The sequence below is a fragment of the Salipiger abyssi genome, from assembly GCF_001975705.1.
Lineage (GTDB): Bacteria > Pseudomonadota > Alphaproteobacteria > Rhodobacterales > Rhodobacteraceae > Salipiger > Salipiger abyssi.
The window spans coordinates 1,073,107-1,093,018 of the sequence record NZ_CP015093.1 but is presented as its reverse complement, the minus strand read 5'-3'; the positions used below and the strand labels follow the sequence as shown (position 1 = coordinate 1,093,018).

Genomic DNA, 19,912 nt, shown 5'->3' with positions numbered 1-19,912 from the left:
AAATTGACTTTCCATCGCGCGGGGCGCAGGCTCCGCGCCAAAGGAGTGTCCGCATGCTGCCCGTCGATCCCGCCCGTTTCCTCGAAGATCTGCACGCGCTGCGCCGGTTCGGCGCGGCGGGTGTCGGCAAGGGCGTGTCGCGCCCCGGCTTCTCCGAGGCCGATATCGCCGCGCGCGACTGGCTGGCGACGCGCATTTCCGAGGCGGGGCTCAGGCCGCATTTCGATCCGGTCGGCTCGCTGTTCGGCCTCGCCGAGGGCCGCTCTCTGCTCATGGGCTCGCATTCCGACAGCCAGCCCGAGGGCGGCTGGCTCGACGGCGCGCTGGGGGTGATCGCGGCGCTGGAAGTGGCACGGGCGGCGCAGGAGGCGGGCGGGCCGCCGGTCTCGGTGGTGTCCTTCGAGGACGAGGAGGGCCGGTTCGGCGTCACCACCGGCAGCTCGGTCTGGGCCGGCAACCAGACGCTGGAGGGCGCCGACGCGCTGCACGATCCGCAGGGCCTGAGCTTTGCCGAGGCGCGGGCGCGGTTCGGCGCACGGCGTCAGGGCTTTGTCGATCCGACGCGGTTCTCGGGCTATGTCGAGATGCATATCGAGCAGGGGCCGGTTCTGGACACCACCGGTGAGAAACTGGGGGTGGTCGAGGCCATCGTCGGCATTCGCGACATGCATGTCACCCTGACCGGCCAGCAGAACCACGCCGGCACCACGCCGATGCATCTGCGCCGCGATGCGTTTCAGGCGCTTTCGGCGTTCAACACGGCGCTGGCCGAGCGTTTCGCCAATGTGGTGACGCCGCAGACGGTCTGGACGATCGGCCATGTGGCGCTGCATCCCAACGCGCCGTCCATCGTGCCGGGCCGCGCGCGGTTCTCGGTGCAGTGGCGCGACGGCGATGCGGAGCGGCTAGACCGGATGGAGACGATCATCCGCGACACGCTTGCCGAGATCGCCACGGCGCATTGCATGGAGCTGGGCTTCGGCCCGATGCTGGGGCTCGACCCGGTGGCGATGGATGCAGGCCTGCGCAGCGCGCTGGAGGCGGCGGCGGAGGCCGAGGCGCCGGGGCGCTGGCGGGTGATGCCCTCGGGGGCGCTGCACGACGCGACCAATGTGGCGCGGCTGATGCCGGTGTCGATGCTCTTCGTGCCCTCCATCGGCGGCATCAGCCACGATTTCGCGGAAGACACCGACGAGGCCGATCTGGTGACCGGGCTCAACACGCTGGCGCGGACGGTGACGGCGTTGGGGTGATGTGGGACGGGGCGAGCGGTGGGCAGATTGCCCACCCTACGGTGCGCCCGCCCCGGACGTGATCCGGGGCCTCGCCGTTTGTTTCATTGAAGACGGTCTAACCGGGCTCAACGTGAGGACGTTCTCCGATTAGGATGCATTCCCGCATCCCGGCTCCGTCCCCTCGGCAATGCGAGACGCCGTAGGGTGGGGTTCCGACCCACCGCCCCATCCGGCATCTCACACCCACTCCACATCCCCCAGAAAGATATACCCCGCCCCATAGATCGTCTTGATCAGCCGCGGGTTCTTGGGATCCTCCCGCAGCTTGGTGCGCAGCCGCGAGATCCGTACATCCATCGCCCGGTCAAAGCTTTCCCCCGCCGCGCCGCCAAGCGATTCCTGCATCTGCGCCCGGGTGATCAGCCGTTTCGGGCTCTCCAGAAACAGCCGCAAGACCTCGCCCTCGGCATGGGAAAACGGCGTCTCGGCGCCTTCGGTATCCTCAAGCGCGTAGCGGTCGAAATGCGCGGTCCAGCCGGCGAAGCGCGCAGTCTCGCCCCGTTGTGGCGCGCTGCGCGGGCCGCGCAGCCGGGCGCGGATGCGGGCGACCACCTCGGCCGGATCGAAGGGTTTGATGATGTAATCGTCGGCGCCCAGCTCCAGCCCGGTCACCCGGTCCTGCACCTGCGCGCGGCCCGAGATGATGATCACCGCCGCGCCCTGTTCCAGCGCCAGCCGGTGCACCAGCGTCAGCCCGTCGCGGTCGGGCAGGCCGAGATCCACCAGGCAGACATCCGGCGTCGCGCGTTTCAGCGCCGCCTCGAATTCCGTGGCGCGGGAAAAGCTCATGGTGCGGAACCCGGCCTCGGTCAGCGCGTCGGAGAGGATCGCGCGGATTTCCGGCTCGTCGTCGAGGATGGAGACCAGCGGCGCGCTCATGCGGCAATCCTGCGATGGCCGAGAAAGGCGGCGAGCTCGGCATCGGTGAAGGGCTTGGCCAGCACCGGCGCGCGCCGCCGCGCCTCTTCGTGCAGCGGATGGTCGGGGGGCAGCGAGGTCATCAGATGCACCGGCAGATGCGGCAGCAGCAGCGGCAGCTCGGAGCCCGGCGCTTCGCCCTCCAGCGAGATATCCGACAGCACCAGATCGACCTCCAGCCCCTCGGCCAGCGCGCAGGCCTCCGCCACCGAGGCCGCCTCGGCGACGCTGTGCCCGAGCCCGGTGAGCGTTTCGCGCAGCTGCGCGCGCAGCTCGGGATTGTCCTCGACCAGCAGCACCAGCCCGCCCTTTGCCAGCGCCTCCGCCGGGCGCAGCGGCAGGCGCAGGGTCACGCAGGCGCCGCCCTGCGCGTCATTTGCCAGCTTCACATCGCCGCCCGCGAGCTTGGCCATGTCATAAACCATCGCCAGTCCCAGCCCGGTGCCCTCGCCACCCTTGGTCGTAAAGAACGGATCGAGCCCGTGTTTCAGCGCCTGTTCGCTGAAGCCCGGCCCGGAATCGCGCACTTCCAGCTCCAGCCAGGTGTCCTTGAGCCGGCGCAGGGCGATGTGGATCGTCCCCGGCCCGGCGCAGGCATCGGCGGCGTTCAGCACGAGGTTCAGCGCCGCGTCCTGCAAAAGGCCCGGATCGAGCAGATAGGCGCCCTCCGCGCCGGCTTCGATCTCGAGCGTCAGCCCGCTTGGCAGCGATGGTGTCGCCAATGTTTCCAGATCGCGCAGGAAACCGGCCAGCTCCAGCGGTTCGGGCCGCCAGGCACGGTGGCTGGTGATATCGGCGATGCGGTTCAGCAAATCGCCGCCGCGCCGCGCCGCCTGCAAGGTCGCGGTGACCAGCGCCTCGGCCTGCGGATCGGAAACCAGCCTTGCCAGTTTCGACTGCATGCCGAGGATGATGGTCAGCAGGTTGGAGAAATCATGCGCCATGCCCGAGGTGAGCTGCACCGCCAGCTCGCGGCGCCGGGTCTGTTGCAGGGCTGCCCGCGCCTGCGTCTCCTCGGTGACGTCATGGCTGAGGATATAGACCCCGGGCTCCACCGGGTCGGGGGTGAACATCGCGCGGATGCGGCGCGACGAGCCTTCGTCGGTAAATTCGAAAATGCTCTCCTCGCCGCGCAGCGCGCGCTCGAGATAGGGCTGTACCTTGCAGTAGGCCGCCCCCAGCGCCTCGGAGATATGCAGCCCGACAATCTCGGAGGGCCGCCCGGGCATCACCGACGAGAGCCGTCGGTTGGAAAAGCTGTAATGCCCGCTGGCATCGACCCGGGCGATATGGGCCGGCATCATCTCGGTGGTGAGCCGCGTGCGCGCCTCGCTCTCGCGCAGCTCGCGCTGGGCCTCTTCCAGCGCGGCATTGGTGGCAGCGAGCTTGCGGTTGGCGGCGGCCAGCTCCTCGGAGCGTTTCAGCACCTCTTCCGAGAGCAGCTCCGACCGGGTACGCAGCAGCGCCTCCTGCCGCTTGACCGCGGTGATATCGGTATAGACGGTCACCCAGCCGCCCTGCGGCAGCGGTGCGCCCTCGACGCTGATCGTGCGGCCATTGGCGCGGGTGCGCTCCATGTAATGCGGTTCGAAGGCGCGGGCCTGATCGACGCGGGCGCGGATGAAGGTTTCCGGATCGTCCACCGGGCCGTATTCGCCGCAGGCCACAAGGTGGCGGATGGTCTCCTCAAAGCCGGCGCCCTCGGTCATCAGCCGCTCGGGCAGGTCGAACATCTCTCCGAAGCGCCGGTTGAAGACCGCCAGCCGCAGATCGCTGTCATAGATCGACAGCGCCTGCTGGATCAGGTTCAGCCCGGCCTGGGTCATCGCGGTCTTGGTCATCGCTCCTCCTGCCTTATGGCTAGCACCGCCCCGGGGTTCTGGGAAGCGCCGCGGGCTTTCATCTTTCTGCAAATACTCCCGCGCCGGCGCCGCTCGCGCGGCGCTTGTTACAATTCGTAAGGATTGGGAAAACTTCACGAAAACATTGACCGACAGCATGGATCCGACGCTTAATAGAGTCAGAGTCGCGCAGCAGACGCGGCGGCCCTCTGGAGGAGGGGGCCAACGCCCGGGCGACCGGGTGGCAAGGGAGGAAAATCATTGGCTGACACGTCCGAGGGCGCGGCTTCGCCGCGGTCGATTCCGGGGCTGTTGCAGCGGAACGCGAGCCGTTTCGCCGCCCGTCCGGCCTATCGCGAGAAAGAATACGGCATCTGGCAGAGCTGGAGCTGGTCGGAAACCGAGAAGGAGATCGAAGCCTTCGCGCTGGGCCTGCTCAATCTCGGCGTGGCGCCCGGCGATCATGTGGCGGTGATCGGGCGCAACCGTCCGACGCTCTACTGGGCGATGGTGGCGGCGCAGATGTGCGGCGCGGTGCCGGTGCCGCTCTATCAGGACGCGGTCGCCGAAGAGATGGAATATGTGCTCCAGCATTGCGGCGCGCGTTTCGTCATTGCCGCCGATCAGGAGCAGGTCGACAAGGTCATCGAGATCCAGGACGATCTGCACCAGTTCGAGCACATGATCTATGTCGATCCGCGCGGCATGCGGAAATACGACCATCGCCAGTTGCACGATTACGCCCATGTGCAGGACCAGGGCCGCGCTGCCCATGACGAGCTGATCGGCGAGCTGACCGCGCGGCGCGAGGCGCTGGATTACGACGACACCTGCGTGATGCTCTACACCTCGGGCACCACCGGCAAGCCCAAGGGCGTGGTGCTGTCGAACCGCAATATCATCGAGACCGCCAAGAACTCGTCGGAGTTCGACAAGCTTGGCCCGGGCGAGGAGGTTCTGGCCTGGCTGCCCATGGCCTGGGTCGGCGATTTCATCTTTTCCATCGGTCAGGCCTATTGGACCGGGTTCTGCGTGAACTGCCCGGAAAGCCCCGAGACCATGCTGACCGATCTGCGCGAGATCGCGCCCAGCTATTATTTCGCGCCGCCGCGTGTGTTCGAGACGCAGCTCACCCAGATCATGATCCGGATGGAGGATGCCGGCGCGCTGAAGCGGCGGATGTTTCACTATTTCATGGATCATGCGCGCCGTGTCGGGCCGAAGATCCTCGACGGCAAGCCGGTGGGCGCGTTCGACCGGCTGAAATACGCGCTTGGGTCGGTTTTCGTCTACGGTCCGCTGAAGAACGCGCTGGGCTTTTCCCGGGTGCGGGTGGGCTATACCGCGGGCGAGGCGATCGGGCCGGAGATCTTCGATTTCTACCGCGCGCTGGGCATCAACCTGAAGCAGCTCTACGGCCAGACCGAGGCCAGCGTCTTCATCACCCAGCAGCCCGATCACGAGGTGCGACCCGACACGGTGGGGGTGCCGAGCCCCGGGGTGGAGATCAGGATCACCGAGAGCGGCGAGGTGTTCTACCGCTCGCCCGGGGTCTTCGTGGAATATTACCAGAACCCCGAGAGCACGGCGGATACCAAGGATCCGGAGGGCTGGGTGGCCACCGGCGATGCCGGTTTCTTCGAGGAGGGCACCGGACATCTGCGGATCATCGACCGTGCCAAGGATGTGGGCAAGATGGCCGACGGCGCGCTGTTTGCGCCGAAATATGTGGAGAACAAGCTCAAGTTCTATCCGAATATTCTCGAGGCGGTGGTGTTCGGCGCCGGTCGCGACCGCTGCACCGCCTTCATCAATATCGACCTGACGGCGGTGGGCAACTGGGCCGAGCGCAACAATATCGCCTATGCCTCCTATCAGGAGCTGGCCGGGCATCCGCAGGTGCTGGAGACGATCCGCGAGCACGTGGAGGAGGTGAATGCCAGCGTGGCGGAGGACGAGATGCTGTCGGGCTGCCAGATCCACCGCTTCCTGGTGCTGCACAAGGAGCTCGACGCCGACGATGGCGAGCTGACGCGGACCCGCAAGGTGCGGCGCAAGATCATCGCCGAGAAGTTCCACGATCTGGTGACCGCGCTCTATGACGGCTCCGAGAGCATCTATACCGAGACCGAGGTCACCTATGAGGACGGTCGCAAGGGCAGGATCAAGGCGACGCTGACGATCATGGACGCGCAGGTGGTGCCGGTGGCGCCGCCCGCGATGGCGGCGGAATGAGCCGGCGGAGCGGCGCTCTGCTGCGCATTCGCCCCGCCCGCCGTCCCGCGGGGCGCCCGGAACGGGGAGGGCACGCATGATGGACGGGGCGGACCGGAGTATTTGGCGGAAAGATGAAAGGCAGGGGGCCGTGACGGACACGCAAGGCTACATGACCGCCGACGGGCGACAGATCGGCGGGGTTCTGATGGAGCTGCGCAATATCACCCTGCGCTTTGGCGGCGTGGTGGCGATCAAGGACATCTCCTTTGACATCCGCGAGGGCGAGATCCGCGCCATCATCGGGCCGAACGGGGCGGGCAAGAGCTCGATGCTGAACATCATCAGCGGGTTCTACACGCCGTCGGAGGGCGAACTCTGGTACAAGGGCGCGAAACGCCCGCCGATGAAGCCTTATGAGGTCGCCCGCATGGGGGTGGCGCGGACCTTTCAGAACATCGCGCTCTTCGAGGGCATGTCGGTGCTCGACAATGTCATGACCGGGCGGCTCACCCATATGAAGGCCGGCATCGCCAGCCAGGCGCTGTGGTGGGGCAAGGCGCGCGACGAGGAGATCGCCAATCGCGAGGTGGTGGAGAAGGTGATCGACTTTCTCGAGATCCAGGCTATTCGCAAGACCCCGGTGGGGCGGCTGCCCTACGGGCTCAAGAAGCGGGTGGAGCTGGCGCGCGCGTTGGCGGCGGACCCTTCGGTGCTGCTGCTCGACGAGCCGATGGCGGGGATGAACGTGGAGGAGAAGGAGGACATGAGCCGCTTCATTCTCGACGTGAACGACGAGTTCGGCACCACCATCGTGCTGATCGAGCACGATATGGGGGTGGTGATGGATCTCAGCGACCGGGTGGTGGTGATGGATTACGGCAAGAAGATCGGCGACGGGCCACCCGAGGAGGTGCGCAGCAATCAGGACGTGATCGACGCCTATCTGGGGGTGGCGCATTGACGGGCCGGGTGGAACGGAGACCCCCGTCCCGGGCGTGTCCCGGGACCTCGGGCGGTGAGGCCCCGGATCAAGTCCGGGGCGGGCTTTCGGACCGGGTCCGGGGTGGCAGTGAGAAGGGGCAGAAGACATGCTGAACGAGATTTTCATCAAACCCTTCGTGGATATGGTGGAGGCGCCGGATTTCCTGTTGCAGGTGCTCTGGGAGGGGCTGGTTTCGGGGATCCTCTATGCGCTGATCGCGCTGGGCTTCGTGCTGATCTACCGCTCGAGCCGGATCTTCAACTTTGCCCAGGGCATCATGGTGGTGTTTGCGGCGCTGACGCTGGTGGGGCTGCATGCGATGGGCGTGCCCGCCTGGATCTGCGTGGTGCTGACGCTGGGCGTGATGTTCGTGCTGGCGGTGACCATCGAGCGGGTGGTGCTGCGGCCGCTGGTCGGGCAGCCCGACATCATCCTCTTTATGGCGACCATCGGCATCACGCTGTTCCTGATCGGATTTGGCGAGATCATCTTTGGCGGCGAGAACAAGGTGATGATCACCGAGGAGCTGGGCATCCCCACCGACTCGGTGCTGCTGGAGCCCTGGGGCGGGCTGCTGATCCTCGAGCAGAAGGATATCACGGCGGTTGCGGTGGCGGCGCTGCTGGTGGTGGCGCTGCTGGTCTTTCTCAACAAGACCCGCATGGGCCGGGCGATCCGGGCGCTGGGCGACGACCATCAGGCGGCGTTGTCGGTGGGGATCTCGCTCCAGACGATCTGGGTGCTGGTGTGGTTCATCGCGGGGATCATCGCGCTGGTCACCGGTATCGCCTGGGGGGCACGCGCCGGGGTGAGCTTTGCGCTGGAGGTGATCGCCTACAAGGCGCTGCCGGTGCTGATGCTGGGTGGACTCGAATCGATCACCGGCGCCATCGTGGGCGGGCTGATGATCGGCATGCTGGAGAAACTCTTTGAGATCTACTGGGGGCAGCCGCTGCTGGGCGGCAATACCGAGACCTGGTTCGCCTTTGTCCTCGCCCTGATCGTGCTGCTGTTCCGCCCGCAGGGGCTCTTTGGAGAGCGCATCATCGAGCGTGTGTAGACCGGGAGCCTCCGGCGGGAGTATTTTCCGGAAAGATGAAAGGCGCGGGCGGAAAGAGGAGCCGGCCGGGCTTTGAGAGAAGGGAGACGAGCAATATGGCAAAGCTGATTGCGATCCTGAACGTGGTGGCCTGGGCCGGCTTCTGGGCCTTCGGCTATCTCGCGCTGACCGCCAACAGTGCGGCGGGCGGGCAGGTGGTGACGGCGCTCATCCTGGCGGCGCTGGGCGGTGCGCTGGGGCTCTGGGCCTGGTTCTGGCTGGTGAGCCACAGCGAGCGCACGGGCTATGCGGATGCGCCCAAGCGCGCCTTCCCGGACGAGTTCCGGGAGCGCGAAGGCCATATCTGACACCGCTTTCGCGGCGGCTCTGAACGACGGATTTCGCGGCGGGATATCCCGACCGCACGGGTGCCCTGCGCGCCGATGAACAAGGGAGAGGAGGCGGCATGCTCTATCGCACGGCCGGACAATTCAAGACCAGCTATCAGGCGGATCAGGCGCTGTTTCCCGTCCGGCAGGACGCGGTGCTGCTGGGGGTGGTGCTGCTTTTCGCCTGGGTGATCTTTCCGCTGACGGCGAGCGAGTTCGCCTTTCAGACGCTGCTCATCCCGATCCTGATCTATTCGCTCGCAGCCCTCGGGCTGAACCTGCTGACGGGATATGCCGGCCAGCTCAGCCTCGGCACCGCAGCCTTCATGGGGGTGGGCGCCTATGCCTGCTACAAGCTGGTGACGCTGATGCCCTGGCTGAACCCGGTGGTGGCGATCCTGTTCTCGGGCGCGTTCAGCGCCGGGGTCGGCGTGGCCTTCGGCATCCCGTCGCTCCGGATCAAGGGGTTCTACCTCGCCATCGCGACGCTGGCGGCGCAGTTCTTTCTCGTCTGGCTCTTCGAGAAATGGGGCTGGCTTTACAATTACAACGCCTCGGGCGCGATCCAGGTGCCCAATCTCGAAATGTTCGGGGTCTATGTGGCCGGGCCGCAGGCCGCCTCCGTCGTCCAGTATTTCGTGGTGCTGGCAGTGGTGACGCTGCTCACCCTGGTCTGCATCAACCTCACGCGGGGCAATCTCGGGCGCAGCTGGAAGGCGACGCGGGACATGGATATCGCCGCCGAGCTCATCGGCATCAACCTGATGCGCTCCAAGCTCACCGCCTTTGCCATCTCGTCCTACATGGTCGGCGTGGCGGGCGCGCTTTTTGTCTTCATGTGGCGCGGGGCGGCGGAGCCCAACCTTTTCGACATCCCGCTGTCGTTCCGCATCCTCTTTATCGCGATCATCGGCGGGCTGGGCTCGATCCTCGGCAACTATCTGGGCGCGATCCTGATCGTCGGCCTGCCGGTGCTGCTCAACACGCTGCCCGAGGCGCTGGGCCTGCCGATCAGCTCGGCCACGGTCGAGCATCTCAATATCATGATCGTGGGCAGCCTCATCGTCTTCTTCCTGATCATCGAGCCGCACGGGCTCGCGCGGCTCTGGGCGCTGATCCGGGAGAAACTCATCATCTGGCCCTTCCCGCACTGACCGGGACGGGACCGAAGACACGTCATCGTAAAAGGGAGGAGACTTTACCGATGAAACATGTCGCCAAACTGGCCGCGGCCGCCGCTCTGGGCGCGCTGATGGGCAGCACCGCGCTGGCCGAGGGGCTGTATACCCCGAACCTCGCCTACCGTACCGGGCCCTTTGCGGCCACCGGCATCCCGCTGATGAACGGGCAGGCCGATTACATGGCCATGCTGAATGCCCGCGATGGCGGCATCGGCGGCGTTCCGGTCGATTTCGAGGAATGCGAGACCGGGTATTCCACGGAAAAAGGCGTGGAATGCTATGAGAAGACCAAGGGCAAGGCGATCGTCACACAGCCCTGGTCCACCGGCATCACGCTTCAGGTTCTGCCCAAGACCAATGTCGATGAGATCCCGATTCTGGCGCCGGGCTACGGCTTTTCGCCCATGGCCGACGGCAAAGTGTTCCAATGGGCCTTCAACGCACCGCTCAGCTACTGGGACGGTGCGTCGATCATCCTGAAATTCCTTCAGGATCAGGGCGACCTGAGCGGCAAGAAAGTGGCCTTCCTGCATCTCGACCATCCGTTCGGCAAGGAGCCGCTGCCGTATCTGGAGACCAAGGCCGAGGCGCTCGGCTTCGAGCTGCTGCCGATCCCGGTGGGGCTGAAGGAAATGCAGAACCAGTCGGCGCAATGGTTGCAGATCCGCCGCGAACGGCCGGACTACGTGATCATGTGGGGCTGGGGCGCGATGAACGCCGGGGCCATCACCGAAGCGGTGAAGACCAAGTTCCCGATGGAGAACATGCTGGGCGTCTGGTGGTCGGGTCATGACGCCGATCTCGACATCGTCGGCGAGGAAGGCAAAGGCTATAAGTCGGTGAGCTGGTCTTTCCCCAACCCGGATGCACCGGTGATGGCGGATGTGAAGCAGCATGTGATCGACGCCGGCAAGAGCCAGGCCAGTGCCGAGGAGCTGGACGGGGTGTTCTACTCCCGCGGTCTGGTGATCTCGGCGATCCTCGCCGAGGGCATCCATGTGGCGCAGGAGCATTTCGACAAGGCGGAGATCTCCCCGTCCGATCTGCGCTGGGGGCTGGAAAACCTCGACATGAGCGAGGCCCGGCTGGAAGAGCTGGGTCTGACCGGCATGGTGCCGCCCTTCTCGACCTCCTGTTCCAACCATGCCGGCCATTCCGGCGGCTGGATCCTGGAATGGGACGGGGCGAAATTCGTCAAGGCGTCGGATCTGATCATGCCGGACAGCGAGGCGATTTCCGAGCTCGAGGTGTCGCGGGCGATGGAATACGCCGAGGCCAACGCGCCCTGGCCGGTGAACGAAGATTGCGAGATGTGATCTGACCCCTCCGGCGGCGGCGCGGGTGTCGCCGCCGGATCGGTGAGTATTTGGAGAAAGATGAAAGATGCTGGACGCAGGGCGCACCGAGACCCTTCTCGAGGTCAACAATATCGAGGTGATCTACAACCACGTCATCCTCGTGCTGAAAGGCGTGTCGCTGTCGGTGCCCCAGGGCGGGATCACCGCGCTTCTGGGCGGCAATGGCGCGGGCAAGACCACGACGCTTAAGGCGATCTCGAACCTGCTGCATTCCGAGCGCGGCGAGGTGACCAAGGGCTCCATCGTCTATCGCGGCGAGCGGGTGCAGGATCTGGACCCGGCGGCGCTGGTGAAGAAGGGCGTCATCCAGGTGATGGAGGGGCGGCATTGCTTCGAGCACCTGACCATCGAGGAAAACCTGATGACCGGCGCCTTCACCCGGCGCGACGGCAAGGGCGCGGTCGCCGCCGATCTGGAGATGGTCTATGAGTATTTCCCGCGGCTGAAGGAGCGGCGGAAGAGCCAGGCCGGCTATACCTCGGGTGGCGAGCAGCAGATGTGCGCCATCGGGCGGGCGCTGATGAGCCGCCCCGAGACGATCCTGCTGGACGAGCCCAGCATGGGGCTGGCGCCGCAGCTCGTGGAGCAGATCTTTCAGATCGTGAAGGCGGTGAATGAGGGCGAGGGCGTGTCCTTCCTGCTGGCCGAGCAGAACACCAATGTGGCGCTGCGCTATGCGCATTACGGCTATATTCTGGAGAACGGTCGCGTCGTGATGGACGGGCCGGCGGCGGATCTGCGCGAGAACCCGGATGTGAAGGAATTCTATCTCGGCGTGTCAGACGAGGGCCGCAAGAGCTTCCGCGACGTGCGGTCCTATCGCCGTCGCAAGCGCTGGCTGGCATGACGCGCATGGATGCGATGTTTTCTGGCCCTTCCCGTTCCCGAGCCGTTGCTACCCGCCCTGCTGGATGCGCAGGAGGCGGTGGCCGTGGGCCGCGCGGTGCCCGAGGAGAACCTGCACCTGACGCTGGCCTTTCTGGGCGAACAGCCGGATTTCGCGCTGGCCGAGCTGGATGCGGCGCTGATGGCCGCGCCGCTGCCGGGCTGCACGCTGGCGCTGGAGGGGCTGGAGAGTTTCGGCGGGCGGCGGGTCAAGCTGCTGGCGGCAGGGGTGACACGCGCGCCGGAGCTGGTGGCGCTGCGCGAGCGGGTGCAGGGCGCCCTGCGCGCCGCCGGGATCGCGCTGCCGCGCGAGCGCTTTCGCCCGCATGTGACGCTGAGGCGCTTTGGCAACGGTCTGCGCGAGGCCGACCGGGCGCGCTTCGAGCAGGGCGTGGCACGGTTCGCGGCGCTGCGCTCGGCGCCGGAGCCTGTGGCGGAGCTGCGGCTGGTAAGCTCGCAGCTCACGCCGGAGGGCGCGGTGTACGAGACGTTGGCGGTCTATCCGCTGGCGGGGTGATCCGGGACAGGAAAGGGAGGCTCGGATGAGCAGCTATTACGACGATCTGGAGACGCGCAGCGCCGATGCGCGCGCTGCCGCGCTGGCCGAGGCGCTGCCCGGGCAGATCGCCCGGGCGCAGGGGCTGCCGGGCTATGCGCAATCGCTGGCCGGGGTGGATGCGGCGCGGGTGACCGACCGCGCGGCGCTGGCCAAGCTGCCGGTGCTGCGCAAGGCGGCGCTGGTCTCGGCGCAGGGGGCGGCGGCGCCCTTTGGCGGCTATGCGGCGAAACCGGCGCATGGCTTTGCGCATGTGTTCCAGTCGCCCGGCCCGATCTATGAGCCGGGCGGGAGCGACCATGACTGGTGGCGGCTGGGCCGGTTCCTTTATGCCTGCGGCATCGGGCCGGGCGACGTTGTGCAGAACTGTTTCGGCTATCACCTGACGCCTGCGGGGATGATCTTTGAGAACGGCGCGCGCGCGGTGGGCGCGGCGGTGCTGCCGGCGGGCACCGGGCAGACCGAATTGCAGGCGCGGGCGGCGCATGACGTGGGCGTCACCGCCTATGCGGGCACGCCGGATTATCTCAAGCTGATCCTCGAAAAGGCCGACGAGATGGGTCTGGGTCTCGGCATCGCGCGGGCGGCTGTGTCGGGCGGGGCGCTGTTCCCGTCGCTGCGCCAGTATTACGCCGATCGCGGCATCGCCTGCCGGCAATGCTATGCCACCGCTGATCTCGGCATGGTGGCCTATGAGAGCGAGGCGATGGAGGGGATGATCGCCGACGAGCAGGTGATCGTCGAGATCGTCACGCCGGGCACCGGCGATCCGGTGGCGCCGGGCGAGGTCGGCGAGGTGGTGGTGACCACGCTCAATCCCGATTACCCGCTGATCCGCTTTGCCACCGGCGACCTGAGTGCGGTGCTGCCCGGAGAAAGCCCCTGCGGGCGGACCAATCTGCGCATCAAGGGCTGGATGGGCCGCGCCGATCAGACTGCCAAGATCAAGGGCATGTTCGTGCGCCCCGAGCAGGTGGCGGCGCTGGTGGCGAAACATGCCGAGATCGACCGCGCCCGGGTGGTGGCCAGCCGAGAGGGCGAGATGGACGTGATGACGGTGCGGATCGAGACCGAGGCGGAGGATCCCGGCGCCTATGCCGGCAGCGTGGCCGAGGTGCTGAAGCTCAAGGGCATTGTCGAGCTGGTCAAGCCCGGCGGACTGCCGCGCGACGGTGTGGTCATCGAGGATGTCCGGGAATACGACTGAGCGCGGAGCTGCCTGACCCGGCCCCGTGGGCGCGTATTCCGCGCCCACGCAGAAAGGACAGTTCGATGTCCGACGCTCCGGCTCAGGGGGCGGTGGGTTGAAAGCCCACCGACAACGCTCAGAGCAGCTCCAGCACCTTTTCCGGCGGCCGGCCGATCACCGCGCGGTCGCCCACAAACAGCACCGGGCGCTCGATCAGCTTCGGCTCACGGGCCATGGCGCGCAGCAGCGTTTCGTCATCGGCGTCTTTCGACAGGCCCATCTCGCGAAAAGCGGCCTCCTTGGTGCGCATCATGTCGAGCGCGGGCAGGCCAAGCGCCGTCTGCGCCGCTTTCAGCTCGTCATAGCCTGGCGCGTCTTCGAGATATTTGCGGATCTCGGGCTCGACGCCCTTCTCCTGCAACAGTGCCAGCGCCTGGCGCGATTTCGAACAGCGCGGATTGTGCCAGAGTATCATAGCCACTCCTCTCGTCCCGTGCCGACGGCCTCGGCGACATTGTCAAACCCGTCGCGCGCCAGCAGCGCGTCGAGCCCGGTCAGGATCTCGTTCACCAGGCTCATGCCGCCATAAATCAGCGCGGTGTAGAGCTGCACCGCCGAGGCGCCGGCGCGGATCTTGGCATAGGCCTGCTCCGCCGAGCCGACGCCGCCGACCCCGATCAGCGGCAGGCTGCTATCGGTCAGTTGCGACAGCCGCGCCAGTACGCGGGTGGATTTCTCGAAAAGCGGCTGGCCGGAGAGCCCGCCCGTCTCGCCTTTCTGGGCCGAGCGCAGCCCGTCGCGCGACAGGGTGGTGTTGGTGGCGATCACCCCCGCCACACCCGAGCTCAGCGCGACCTCGGCCACGTCCTCCAGCCCCTGCGCATCGAGATCCGGCGCGATCTTGAGGAAGACCGGGATCGGGCGGTCGAGCCCGGCGCGGGCCTCCATCACGCCGGCGAGCAGCGCCGAGAGCGCCGCCTTGCCTTGCAGGTCGCGCAGCTTTTCGGTGTTGGGCGAGCTGACATTGACGGTGGCGAAATCGAGATAGGCGCCGCAGCGCGCCAGCACCTTTGCGAAATCCGCCGCGCGGTCTTCGCTGTCCTTGTTGGCGCCGAGATTGAGCCCCAGCACCATATCGGCGGGGCGGTGCATCAGCCGGCCGGCGATGGCGTCCATGCCGTCATTATTGAAGCCGAAACGGTTGATCGCGGCGCGGTCCTCGCTCAGGCGGAAGAGGCGGGGCCTGGGGTTGCCGGGCTGCGGGCGCGGCGTCGCGGCGCCGACCTCGACAAAGCCGAACCCGCTTTGGGCCAGCGCGGACAGCGCCTCGGCATTCTTGTCGAACCCGGCGGCGAGGCCCAGCGGATTGGCCAGATCGAGCCCGGCGACCGCACAGCGCAGCCGGTCGGAGGTGATCGGCCCCGGCGAGGGCGCCAGCCCCGATTGCAGCGCTTTCAGCGCCAGCCCGTGCCCGGTTTCGGGATCTATCCGGTGCAGCAGCGCAAGCCCCGCGCGTTCCAGCAGGCTCATGTCATGTCATCCGGAAACACATGCCCGCCAAGCCCCAGCGGCAGCGGGCGCGACCAGCGCACATCGGCCAGCCGCAGCGGGCCGTAGAGATGCGGGAACAGCGCGCCGCCGCGAGAGGGCTCCCATTTCAGCGCCTCGCCGAGGTCATCGGCTTCGAAGGCGAGGATATAGAGCCCCTCTTCCTCGCTGAAATGCTTGGCCACGGTTTCGCGCACCTGTTCCAGGGTCGAAAAATGCACAAAGCCGTCAGCCTCGTCCACCGGTGCTCCGGCGGTCTCGGTCTCGGCTTGCAGCGCGGCCCATTCCCCGGACCTCAGGATTTTATAGATCAGCATGGCATTGAGATGCCGGGGAACGCTCCGCCGGTCAATCCCCGGCGGAGCGATAGGGGGTCACAACAGGTGTCCGAAATGCCGGTGGATACGGGGAATCACGACCCAGATCATCGAGGCGACGATGAGCGGCACCATCAGCAGGTTGCGCTGCCAGATGGTCCAGCCTTCGGTGAAGGGGGTCAGCGCGTAAAGCGCGAGGGTGACGATCGGATAAACCGCGATAAAGACAAAGATCGCCAGACGCGGGCGCGAGGGCGGACGGGAGGGGGAGGTCATGCGCGTCTCCTTGCATGGAACGAAACGTATCGTTCTATTAGTTCTGGTATTCGCGCGTGTAAAGGCGTATCAAGAAGAAAATCCTGAAAGAGCCAGCGAATGACCGAAAAACGCGCATCCATCGGCGCCCGCCGCAACCCCGAGACCGAGGCCGCCGTGCTCGACGCCGCAACGGAGATTCTTGCGGAGAAGGGCATCTCGGGCGTTACCATGGAGGCGGTGGCAAAGCGTGCCCGGGCGGGCAAGGCCACGCTTTATCGCTGGTGGCCGACGCGCGGCGCACTGCTGATGGCCGTTTACCGGCGCCGCAAGCAGGAGATCTGCCACCCCGATACCGGCACGCTGGAGGGCGATGTGAAAGCGGTGCTCGAGTCGCTCTTCGATCACTGGAGCCGTCCGGAAGGCCGGGTGTTCCGGCACATCATCGCCGCGTCGCAGAGCGATGACGATCTGCGCGAGGCGCTGGAGGATTACCGGCTCGAGCGTCTGGCGCATCTGGGCGAGATCTTTGAGCGCGCCGCGCAGCGCGGCACGCTGTCCGATGATGTGCCCGCGCAGGAAATGGCTCGCGCGGTGATGGGGATGGCTTGGCTGCACCTGCTGGTGGGACGGCTGGATGCCGACGCCGCGGGCATCGCCCGCACCCTCGTGCGGGGCTGGGTGCGGCCTTCGTAACGCGGCGCGGCGTCAATCTTCGGCGGTCTCCCCGACCCATTGCAGCGCGCGCTCGACAAAGGCCAGCCCGCCGGACCGACACCATTCGCCATGTGCCACCGTGACCTGTTCGGGCCGCCAGCCCAGGATCTTGTCGCGGGCCGCCCGCGCCGGCGCGCGGTCGAGAAAGGACAGCCGCCATTCCCCCGGCGCATGCGGCGATTTCGCCGTCACCCCGTCGATATGCGCCAGCGGGCGTTGCCACCAGCTCCAGTGCTTGTGCAGGAAATCCTCGCTGAACGCCTCGATGAGATCGGCAAAGATCGCGGTGCGCGAGGGGCGGTGAAAGAACACCACCTCGTCCATCGCAAAGGAGCCGCGGACCCACGCCTGATCGAGATCCGGCCCCCATTCGGGCGGCGGGGTGTCTTCGAGCGCGGCCTGAAACGGCAGCTCGTCGCGCTTGGCGATGGTGCTGGCCGGTCCCCAGAGGCGCGCCTCGGGAAAGGCGGCGTGCCAGTCGCTCAGGAACAGGTGGTGGATCTTGTTCGGGCTGACCAGATGCGTGACGCGGCCAAGCGCCTCGACCTCGGCGCGCAGCGCATCGGTCAGGGCGATGGGCGACCAGACCCACAGTTCATCGCCTGCAAGCCGGGCGATCACCATGCGGGTCGGGTAGGGGAAGCTGTAGAAATCGACAATCGGGCCGTCGGCGAGCCAGATCCGGTCTCCGATGGGCTGAAGCTGTGTCATGGGGGCCTCGGGCGTTGCGGTATTCAGGGTTGTACTGGTGGTATGTACCAGTGGTACATAAGTGGTGTGTAGCGCCGCGACCTGCTAACTGTCAACGCCATGAGCCGACGTCTTGAAAACCTCGACCCCGACCGCCAGCGCCGCCTGTTCGACGTGGCCGCGCAGGAATTCGCCGCGAACGGCTTCGACGGTGCCTCGCTGAACCGGATCCTGGCGCAGTCGGGCATGGGCAAAAGCTCGCTCTATTACTATTTCGACGACAAGGCCGATCTCTTTGCCACGATGATCGAGCGCTCCCTGGCCGCGCTGTTCGACGAGATCGGCGGGCTGGACCCGGAAACGCTGACGGCGGAAACCTATTGGCCGACATTCGAGACGCGCTATCGCGAGGGGCTTGCGGCGGTCGAGAGCAATCCCGCGCTGGTGCGTCTGGGGGGTATTTTCTATCAGCTCCGCGCGGTTCCCGGCACCGGCGCCGCCACGGGGCGGCTGTTCGAGGCGGCGCGGTGCTGGGTCGAGGCGGCGATTGCGCGCGGGCAGGCATTGGGCGTCGTGCGGCGGGATCTGCCGCAATCGCTGCTGGTCGAGGCGACCATGGGGTTGCTGGAAACGCTCGACCGCTGGATCCTGGATCACTGGAGCAGCCTGTCCGAAGAGGAAAAGACGCGGCTGCCTGAGCAGCATATCGGGCTCTTCCGCGATCTGCTGGAGCGCCGGGCCGGCGAGCGCGATCCGGGCAGTGCCTTGGGATTGTGATCTGCGGGCGCTACGTCAAGCGAAGCAGTGCTTTGACACTCAACCCGAAGCGTTGCAACATTTCTCTCATAGACGCCCACAGAGAGGTTTCCCCAATGTCTTTCCGCCTGATGACGAGTGTCGCGGCCCTCGCTCTGAGCGCGGGTGCGGCCAGCGCCGATTATGCGCTGACCATCCTGCACACCAACGATTTCCATTCGCGCTTCGAGCCGATCAGCAAATACGACTCGACTTGCGCCGCCGAGGACAACGATGCCGGCGAATGCTTTGGCGGCTCGGCGCGTCTGATGACCGCCATCGGCGAGGCCAAGGCGCGCAGCAACAACTACATCCTGGTGGATGGCGGCGACCAGTTCCAGGGCACGCTGTTCTACACCTATTACAAGGGCAAGCTCGCCGCCGAGATGATGAACCAGATGGGCTATGACGCGATGACCGTGGGCAACCACGAATTCGACGACGGCCCCGAGGTGCTGCGCGGCTTTGTCGATTCGGTGGAATTCCCTGTGCTGATGTCGAACGCCGACATCTCGGGCGAGGCGCTGCTGGCCGATTCGATCCTGAAATCCACGGTGATCGAGCGTGGCGGCGAAAAGCTGGGTCTGATCGGCCTGACCCCGCACGATACCGACGAGCTGGCCTCGCCGGGGCCGAACGTGATCTTCACCGATCCGGTCGACGCGGTGCAGGGTGAGGTCGACAGGCTGTCCGAAGAGGGCGTCAACAAGATCATCGTGCTCAGCCACTCGGGCTACAAGGTCGATATCGACGTCGCCAATAACACAACCGGGGTCGACGTGATCGTCGGCGGCCATACCAACACGCTACTGGGCGAGATGGACGGCGCCGAAGGCCCGTACCCGACCATGGTGAACGATACCGCCATCGTCTCGGCCTATGCCTATGGCAAGTTCCTGGGCGAGCTGAACGTCACCTTCGACGACGACGGCAATATCGTCGAGGCCTCCGGTGCGCCGATCATCATGGACGCCGCCGTGAGCGAGGACGAGGGCACCAAGGCCCGCATTGCCGAGGCCGCCGAACCGCTCGACGAGATCCGCAACGAGGTGGTGGCCGAGACCTCCGAAGAGATCGTCGGCTCGCGCGATGTCTGCCGCGCCATGGAATGCCCGATGGGCAACCTCGTGGCTGACGCGATGCTCGACCGGGTGAAGGATCAGGGCATCGAGATCGCCATTGCCAATGGCGGCGGGCTGCGCGCCTCCATCGACGCTGGCGAAGTGACCATGGGCGAGGTCCTGACGGTGCTGCCGTTCCAGAACACGCTCTCCACCTTCCAGGTGACCGGTGCCACCGTGATCGAGGCGCTGGAAAACGGCGTGAGCCAGATGGAAGACGGCGGCGGTCGCTTCCCGCAGGTGGCTGGCATGTCCTTCACCGTCGATCCCTCCGCCGAGCCGGGAAGCCGTATTTCCGACGTGATGGTGGGCGGCACGCCCATCGACCCGGAAAAGCTCTACGGTCTGGTGTCGAACAACTACGTGCGTAATGGCGGCGACGGCTACAAGATGTTCGTCGATGCCCAGAACGCCTATGATTTCGGCCCCGATCTGGCGGATGTGACGGCGGAATACATCGCCGCCAATGCGCCCTACACGCCCTATACCGATGGCCGGATCACCGTGAAGGAATAAGCGGTCTTCCATCGTTGTGAACGAGAGCGCGCGGGGCTTTCCCCGCGCGTTTTTCGTTGCCGGTAGGCCGTTTCGTAGGGTGGGCAATCTGCCCACCATGGGC

At 66.2% G+C, this 19,912-nt stretch carries 20 protein-coding genes; 13 read left to right on the top strand and 7 right to left on the bottom strand.

The window, feature by feature from the left end:
• The first annotated feature begins 53 nt into the window (after nt 1–53).
• Nucleotides 54–1,253, top strand: a complete 1,200-nt coding sequence (locus tag Ga0080574_RS08955; RefSeq protein ID WP_076697443.1) for a hydantoinase/carbamoylase family amidase — start codon at nt 54–56, stop codon at nt 1,251–1,253.
• Between the two features lie 219 nt (nt 1,254–1,472).
• Here Ga0080574_RS08955 and Ga0080574_RS08950 read toward each other — a convergent pair whose 3' ends face one another.
• Nucleotides 1,473–2,174: a response regulator transcription factor gene (locus Ga0080574_RS08950; RefSeq protein ID WP_076697439.1), complete on the bottom strand. Its 702-nt coding sequence runs from the start codon at nt 2,172–2,174 to the stop codon at nt 1,473–1,475.
• Nucleotides 2,171–4,054 (bottom strand): PAS-domain containing protein, encoded by a 1,884-nt coding sequence (locus Ga0080574_RS08945; RefSeq protein WP_076697436.1) that lies wholly within the window; start codon nt 4,052–4,054, stop codon nt 2,171–2,173. The genes Ga0080574_RS08950 and Ga0080574_RS08945 overlap by 4 nt, the downstream gene beginning before the upstream one ends.
• 261 nt (nt 4,055–4,315) lie before the next feature.
• On the opposite strand from Ga0080574_RS08945, the gene Ga0080574_RS08940 reads away from it, so the two are divergent.
• The 9 genes from Ga0080574_RS08940 to Ga0080574_RS08900 all read left to right on the top strand — a co-directional run bounded on the left by Ga0080574_RS08940 (nt 4,316) and on the right by Ga0080574_RS08900 (nt 13,868).
• On the top strand, nt 4,316–6,289 hold the full coding sequence (locus Ga0080574_RS08940) for an AMP-binding protein (protein WP_076697433.1): 1,974 nt from the start codon (nt 4,316–4,318) through the stop codon (nt 6,287–6,289).
• Between the two features lie 151 nt (nt 6,290–6,440).
• On the top strand, nt 6,441–7,232 hold the full coding sequence (locus tag Ga0080574_RS08935; RefSeq protein WP_076697430.1) for an ABC transporter ATP-binding protein: 792 nt from the start codon (nt 6,441–6,443) through the stop codon (nt 7,230–7,232).
• 127 nt (nt 7,233–7,359) lie between these two features.
• Nucleotides 7,360–8,313, top strand: coding sequence for a branched-chain amino acid ABC transporter permease (locus tag Ga0080574_RS08930; RefSeq protein WP_076697427.1), 954 nt, complete (start codon nt 7,360–7,362; stop codon nt 8,311–8,313).
• A gap of 95 nt (nt 8,314–8,408) precedes the next feature.
• Nucleotides 8,409–8,660, top strand: a complete 252-nt coding sequence (locus Ga0080574_RS08925) for a hypothetical protein (protein ID WP_076697424.1) — start codon at nt 8,409–8,411, stop codon at nt 8,658–8,660.
• A gap of 98 nt (nt 8,661–8,758) precedes the next feature.
• Nucleotides 8,759–9,835 carry a branched-chain amino acid ABC transporter permease gene (locus Ga0080574_RS08920; RefSeq protein ID WP_076697421.1) on the top strand — a complete coding sequence of 359 codons (1,077 nt, stop codon included), beginning with the start codon at nt 8,759–8,761 and terminating at the stop codon, nt 9,833–9,835.
• A 50-nt stretch (nt 9,836–9,885) separates the two neighbouring features.
• Nucleotides 9,886–11,178, top strand: coding sequence for an ABC transporter substrate-binding protein (locus tag Ga0080574_RS08915; RefSeq protein WP_076697418.1), 1,293 nt, complete (start codon nt 9,886–9,888; stop codon nt 11,176–11,178).
• 67 nt (nt 11,179–11,245) lie between these two features.
• Complete coding sequence (locus Ga0080574_RS08910) at nt 11,246–12,067, top strand: ABC transporter ATP-binding protein (protein WP_076697415.1); 822 nt, start codon at nt 11,246–11,248, stop codon at nt 12,065–12,067.
• Between the two features lie 9 nt (nt 12,068–12,076).
• Nucleotides 12,077–12,622, top strand: coding sequence for an RNA 2',3'-cyclic phosphodiesterase (gene thpR, locus Ga0080574_RS08905; RefSeq protein ID WP_076697412.1), 546 nt, complete (start codon nt 12,077–12,079; stop codon nt 12,620–12,622).
• 25 nt (nt 12,623–12,647) lie between these two features.
• Nucleotides 12,648–13,868, top strand: a complete 1,221-nt coding sequence (locus Ga0080574_RS08900; RefSeq protein ID WP_076697409.1) for a phenylacetate--CoA ligase family protein — start codon at nt 12,648–12,650, stop codon at nt 13,866–13,868.
• A gap of 118 nt (nt 13,869–13,986) precedes the next feature.
• Here the strand turns inward: Ga0080574_RS08900 and arsC are convergent, their stop codons facing one another.
• Genes arsC through Ga0080574_RS08880 form a run of 4 tightly spaced genes read right to left on the bottom strand, consistent with a single transcriptional unit; the run spans nt 13,987 to nt 15,991 of the window.
• Complete coding sequence (gene arsC, locus Ga0080574_RS08895) at nt 13,987–14,325, bottom strand: arsenate reductase (glutaredoxin) (RefSeq protein ID WP_076697406.1); 339 nt, start codon at nt 14,323–14,325, stop codon at nt 13,987–13,989.
• On the bottom strand, nt 14,322–15,380 hold the full coding sequence (locus Ga0080574_RS08890) for a quinone-dependent dihydroorotate dehydrogenase (RefSeq protein ID WP_076697403.1): 1,059 nt from the start codon (nt 15,378–15,380) through the stop codon (nt 14,322–14,324). Before Ga0080574_RS08890 ends, arsC begins: the two co-directional genes overlap by 4 nt.
• The gene (locus tag Ga0080574_RS08885; protein WP_076697400.1) at nt 15,377–15,715 is read right to left on the bottom strand and encodes a DUF952 domain-containing protein; all 339 of its coding nucleotides are present in this window, start codon (nt 15,713–15,715) and stop codon (nt 15,377–15,379) included. Before Ga0080574_RS08885 ends, Ga0080574_RS08890 begins: the two co-directional genes overlap by 4 nt.
• A 57-nt stretch (nt 15,716–15,772) precedes the next feature.
• The gene (locus Ga0080574_RS08880; protein ID WP_076697397.1) at nt 15,773–15,991 is read right to left on the bottom strand and encodes a putative antibiotic biosynthesis monooxygenase; all 219 of its coding nucleotides are present in this window, start codon (nt 15,989–15,991) and stop codon (nt 15,773–15,775) included.
• 99 nt (nt 15,992–16,090) lie between these two features.
• Here Ga0080574_RS08880 and Ga0080574_RS08875 point away from each other — a divergent pair, with 99 nt between their 5' ends.
• Nucleotides 16,091–16,666 carry a TetR/AcrR family transcriptional regulator gene (locus Ga0080574_RS08875; RefSeq protein ID WP_076697394.1) on the top strand — a complete coding sequence of 192 codons (576 nt, stop codon included), beginning with the start codon at nt 16,091–16,093 and terminating at the stop codon, nt 16,664–16,666.
• Between the two features lie 12 nt (nt 16,667–16,678).
• On the opposite strand, the gene Ga0080574_RS08870 is transcribed toward Ga0080574_RS08875, so the two are convergent.
• A complete protein-coding gene (locus Ga0080574_RS08870) occupies nt 16,679–17,398 on the bottom strand; it encodes a DUF4336 domain-containing protein (RefSeq protein ID WP_076697391.1) in 720 nt (239 codons plus the stop codon).
• Between the two features lie 99 nt (nt 17,399–17,497).
• Here Ga0080574_RS08870 and Ga0080574_RS08865 point away from each other — a divergent pair, with 99 nt between their 5' ends.
• Complete coding sequence (locus Ga0080574_RS08865; protein ID WP_076697386.1) at nt 17,498–18,154, top strand: TetR/AcrR family transcriptional regulator; 657 nt, start codon at nt 17,498–17,500, stop codon at nt 18,152–18,154.
• Nucleotides 18,155–18,249: 95 nt separating this feature from the next.
• Nucleotides 18,250–19,809, top strand: a complete 1,560-nt coding sequence (locus Ga0080574_RS08860; protein ID WP_076697381.1) for a bifunctional metallophosphatase/5'-nucleotidase — start codon at nt 18,250–18,252, stop codon at nt 19,807–19,809.
• Nucleotides 19,810–19,912 lie beyond the last annotated feature (103 nt).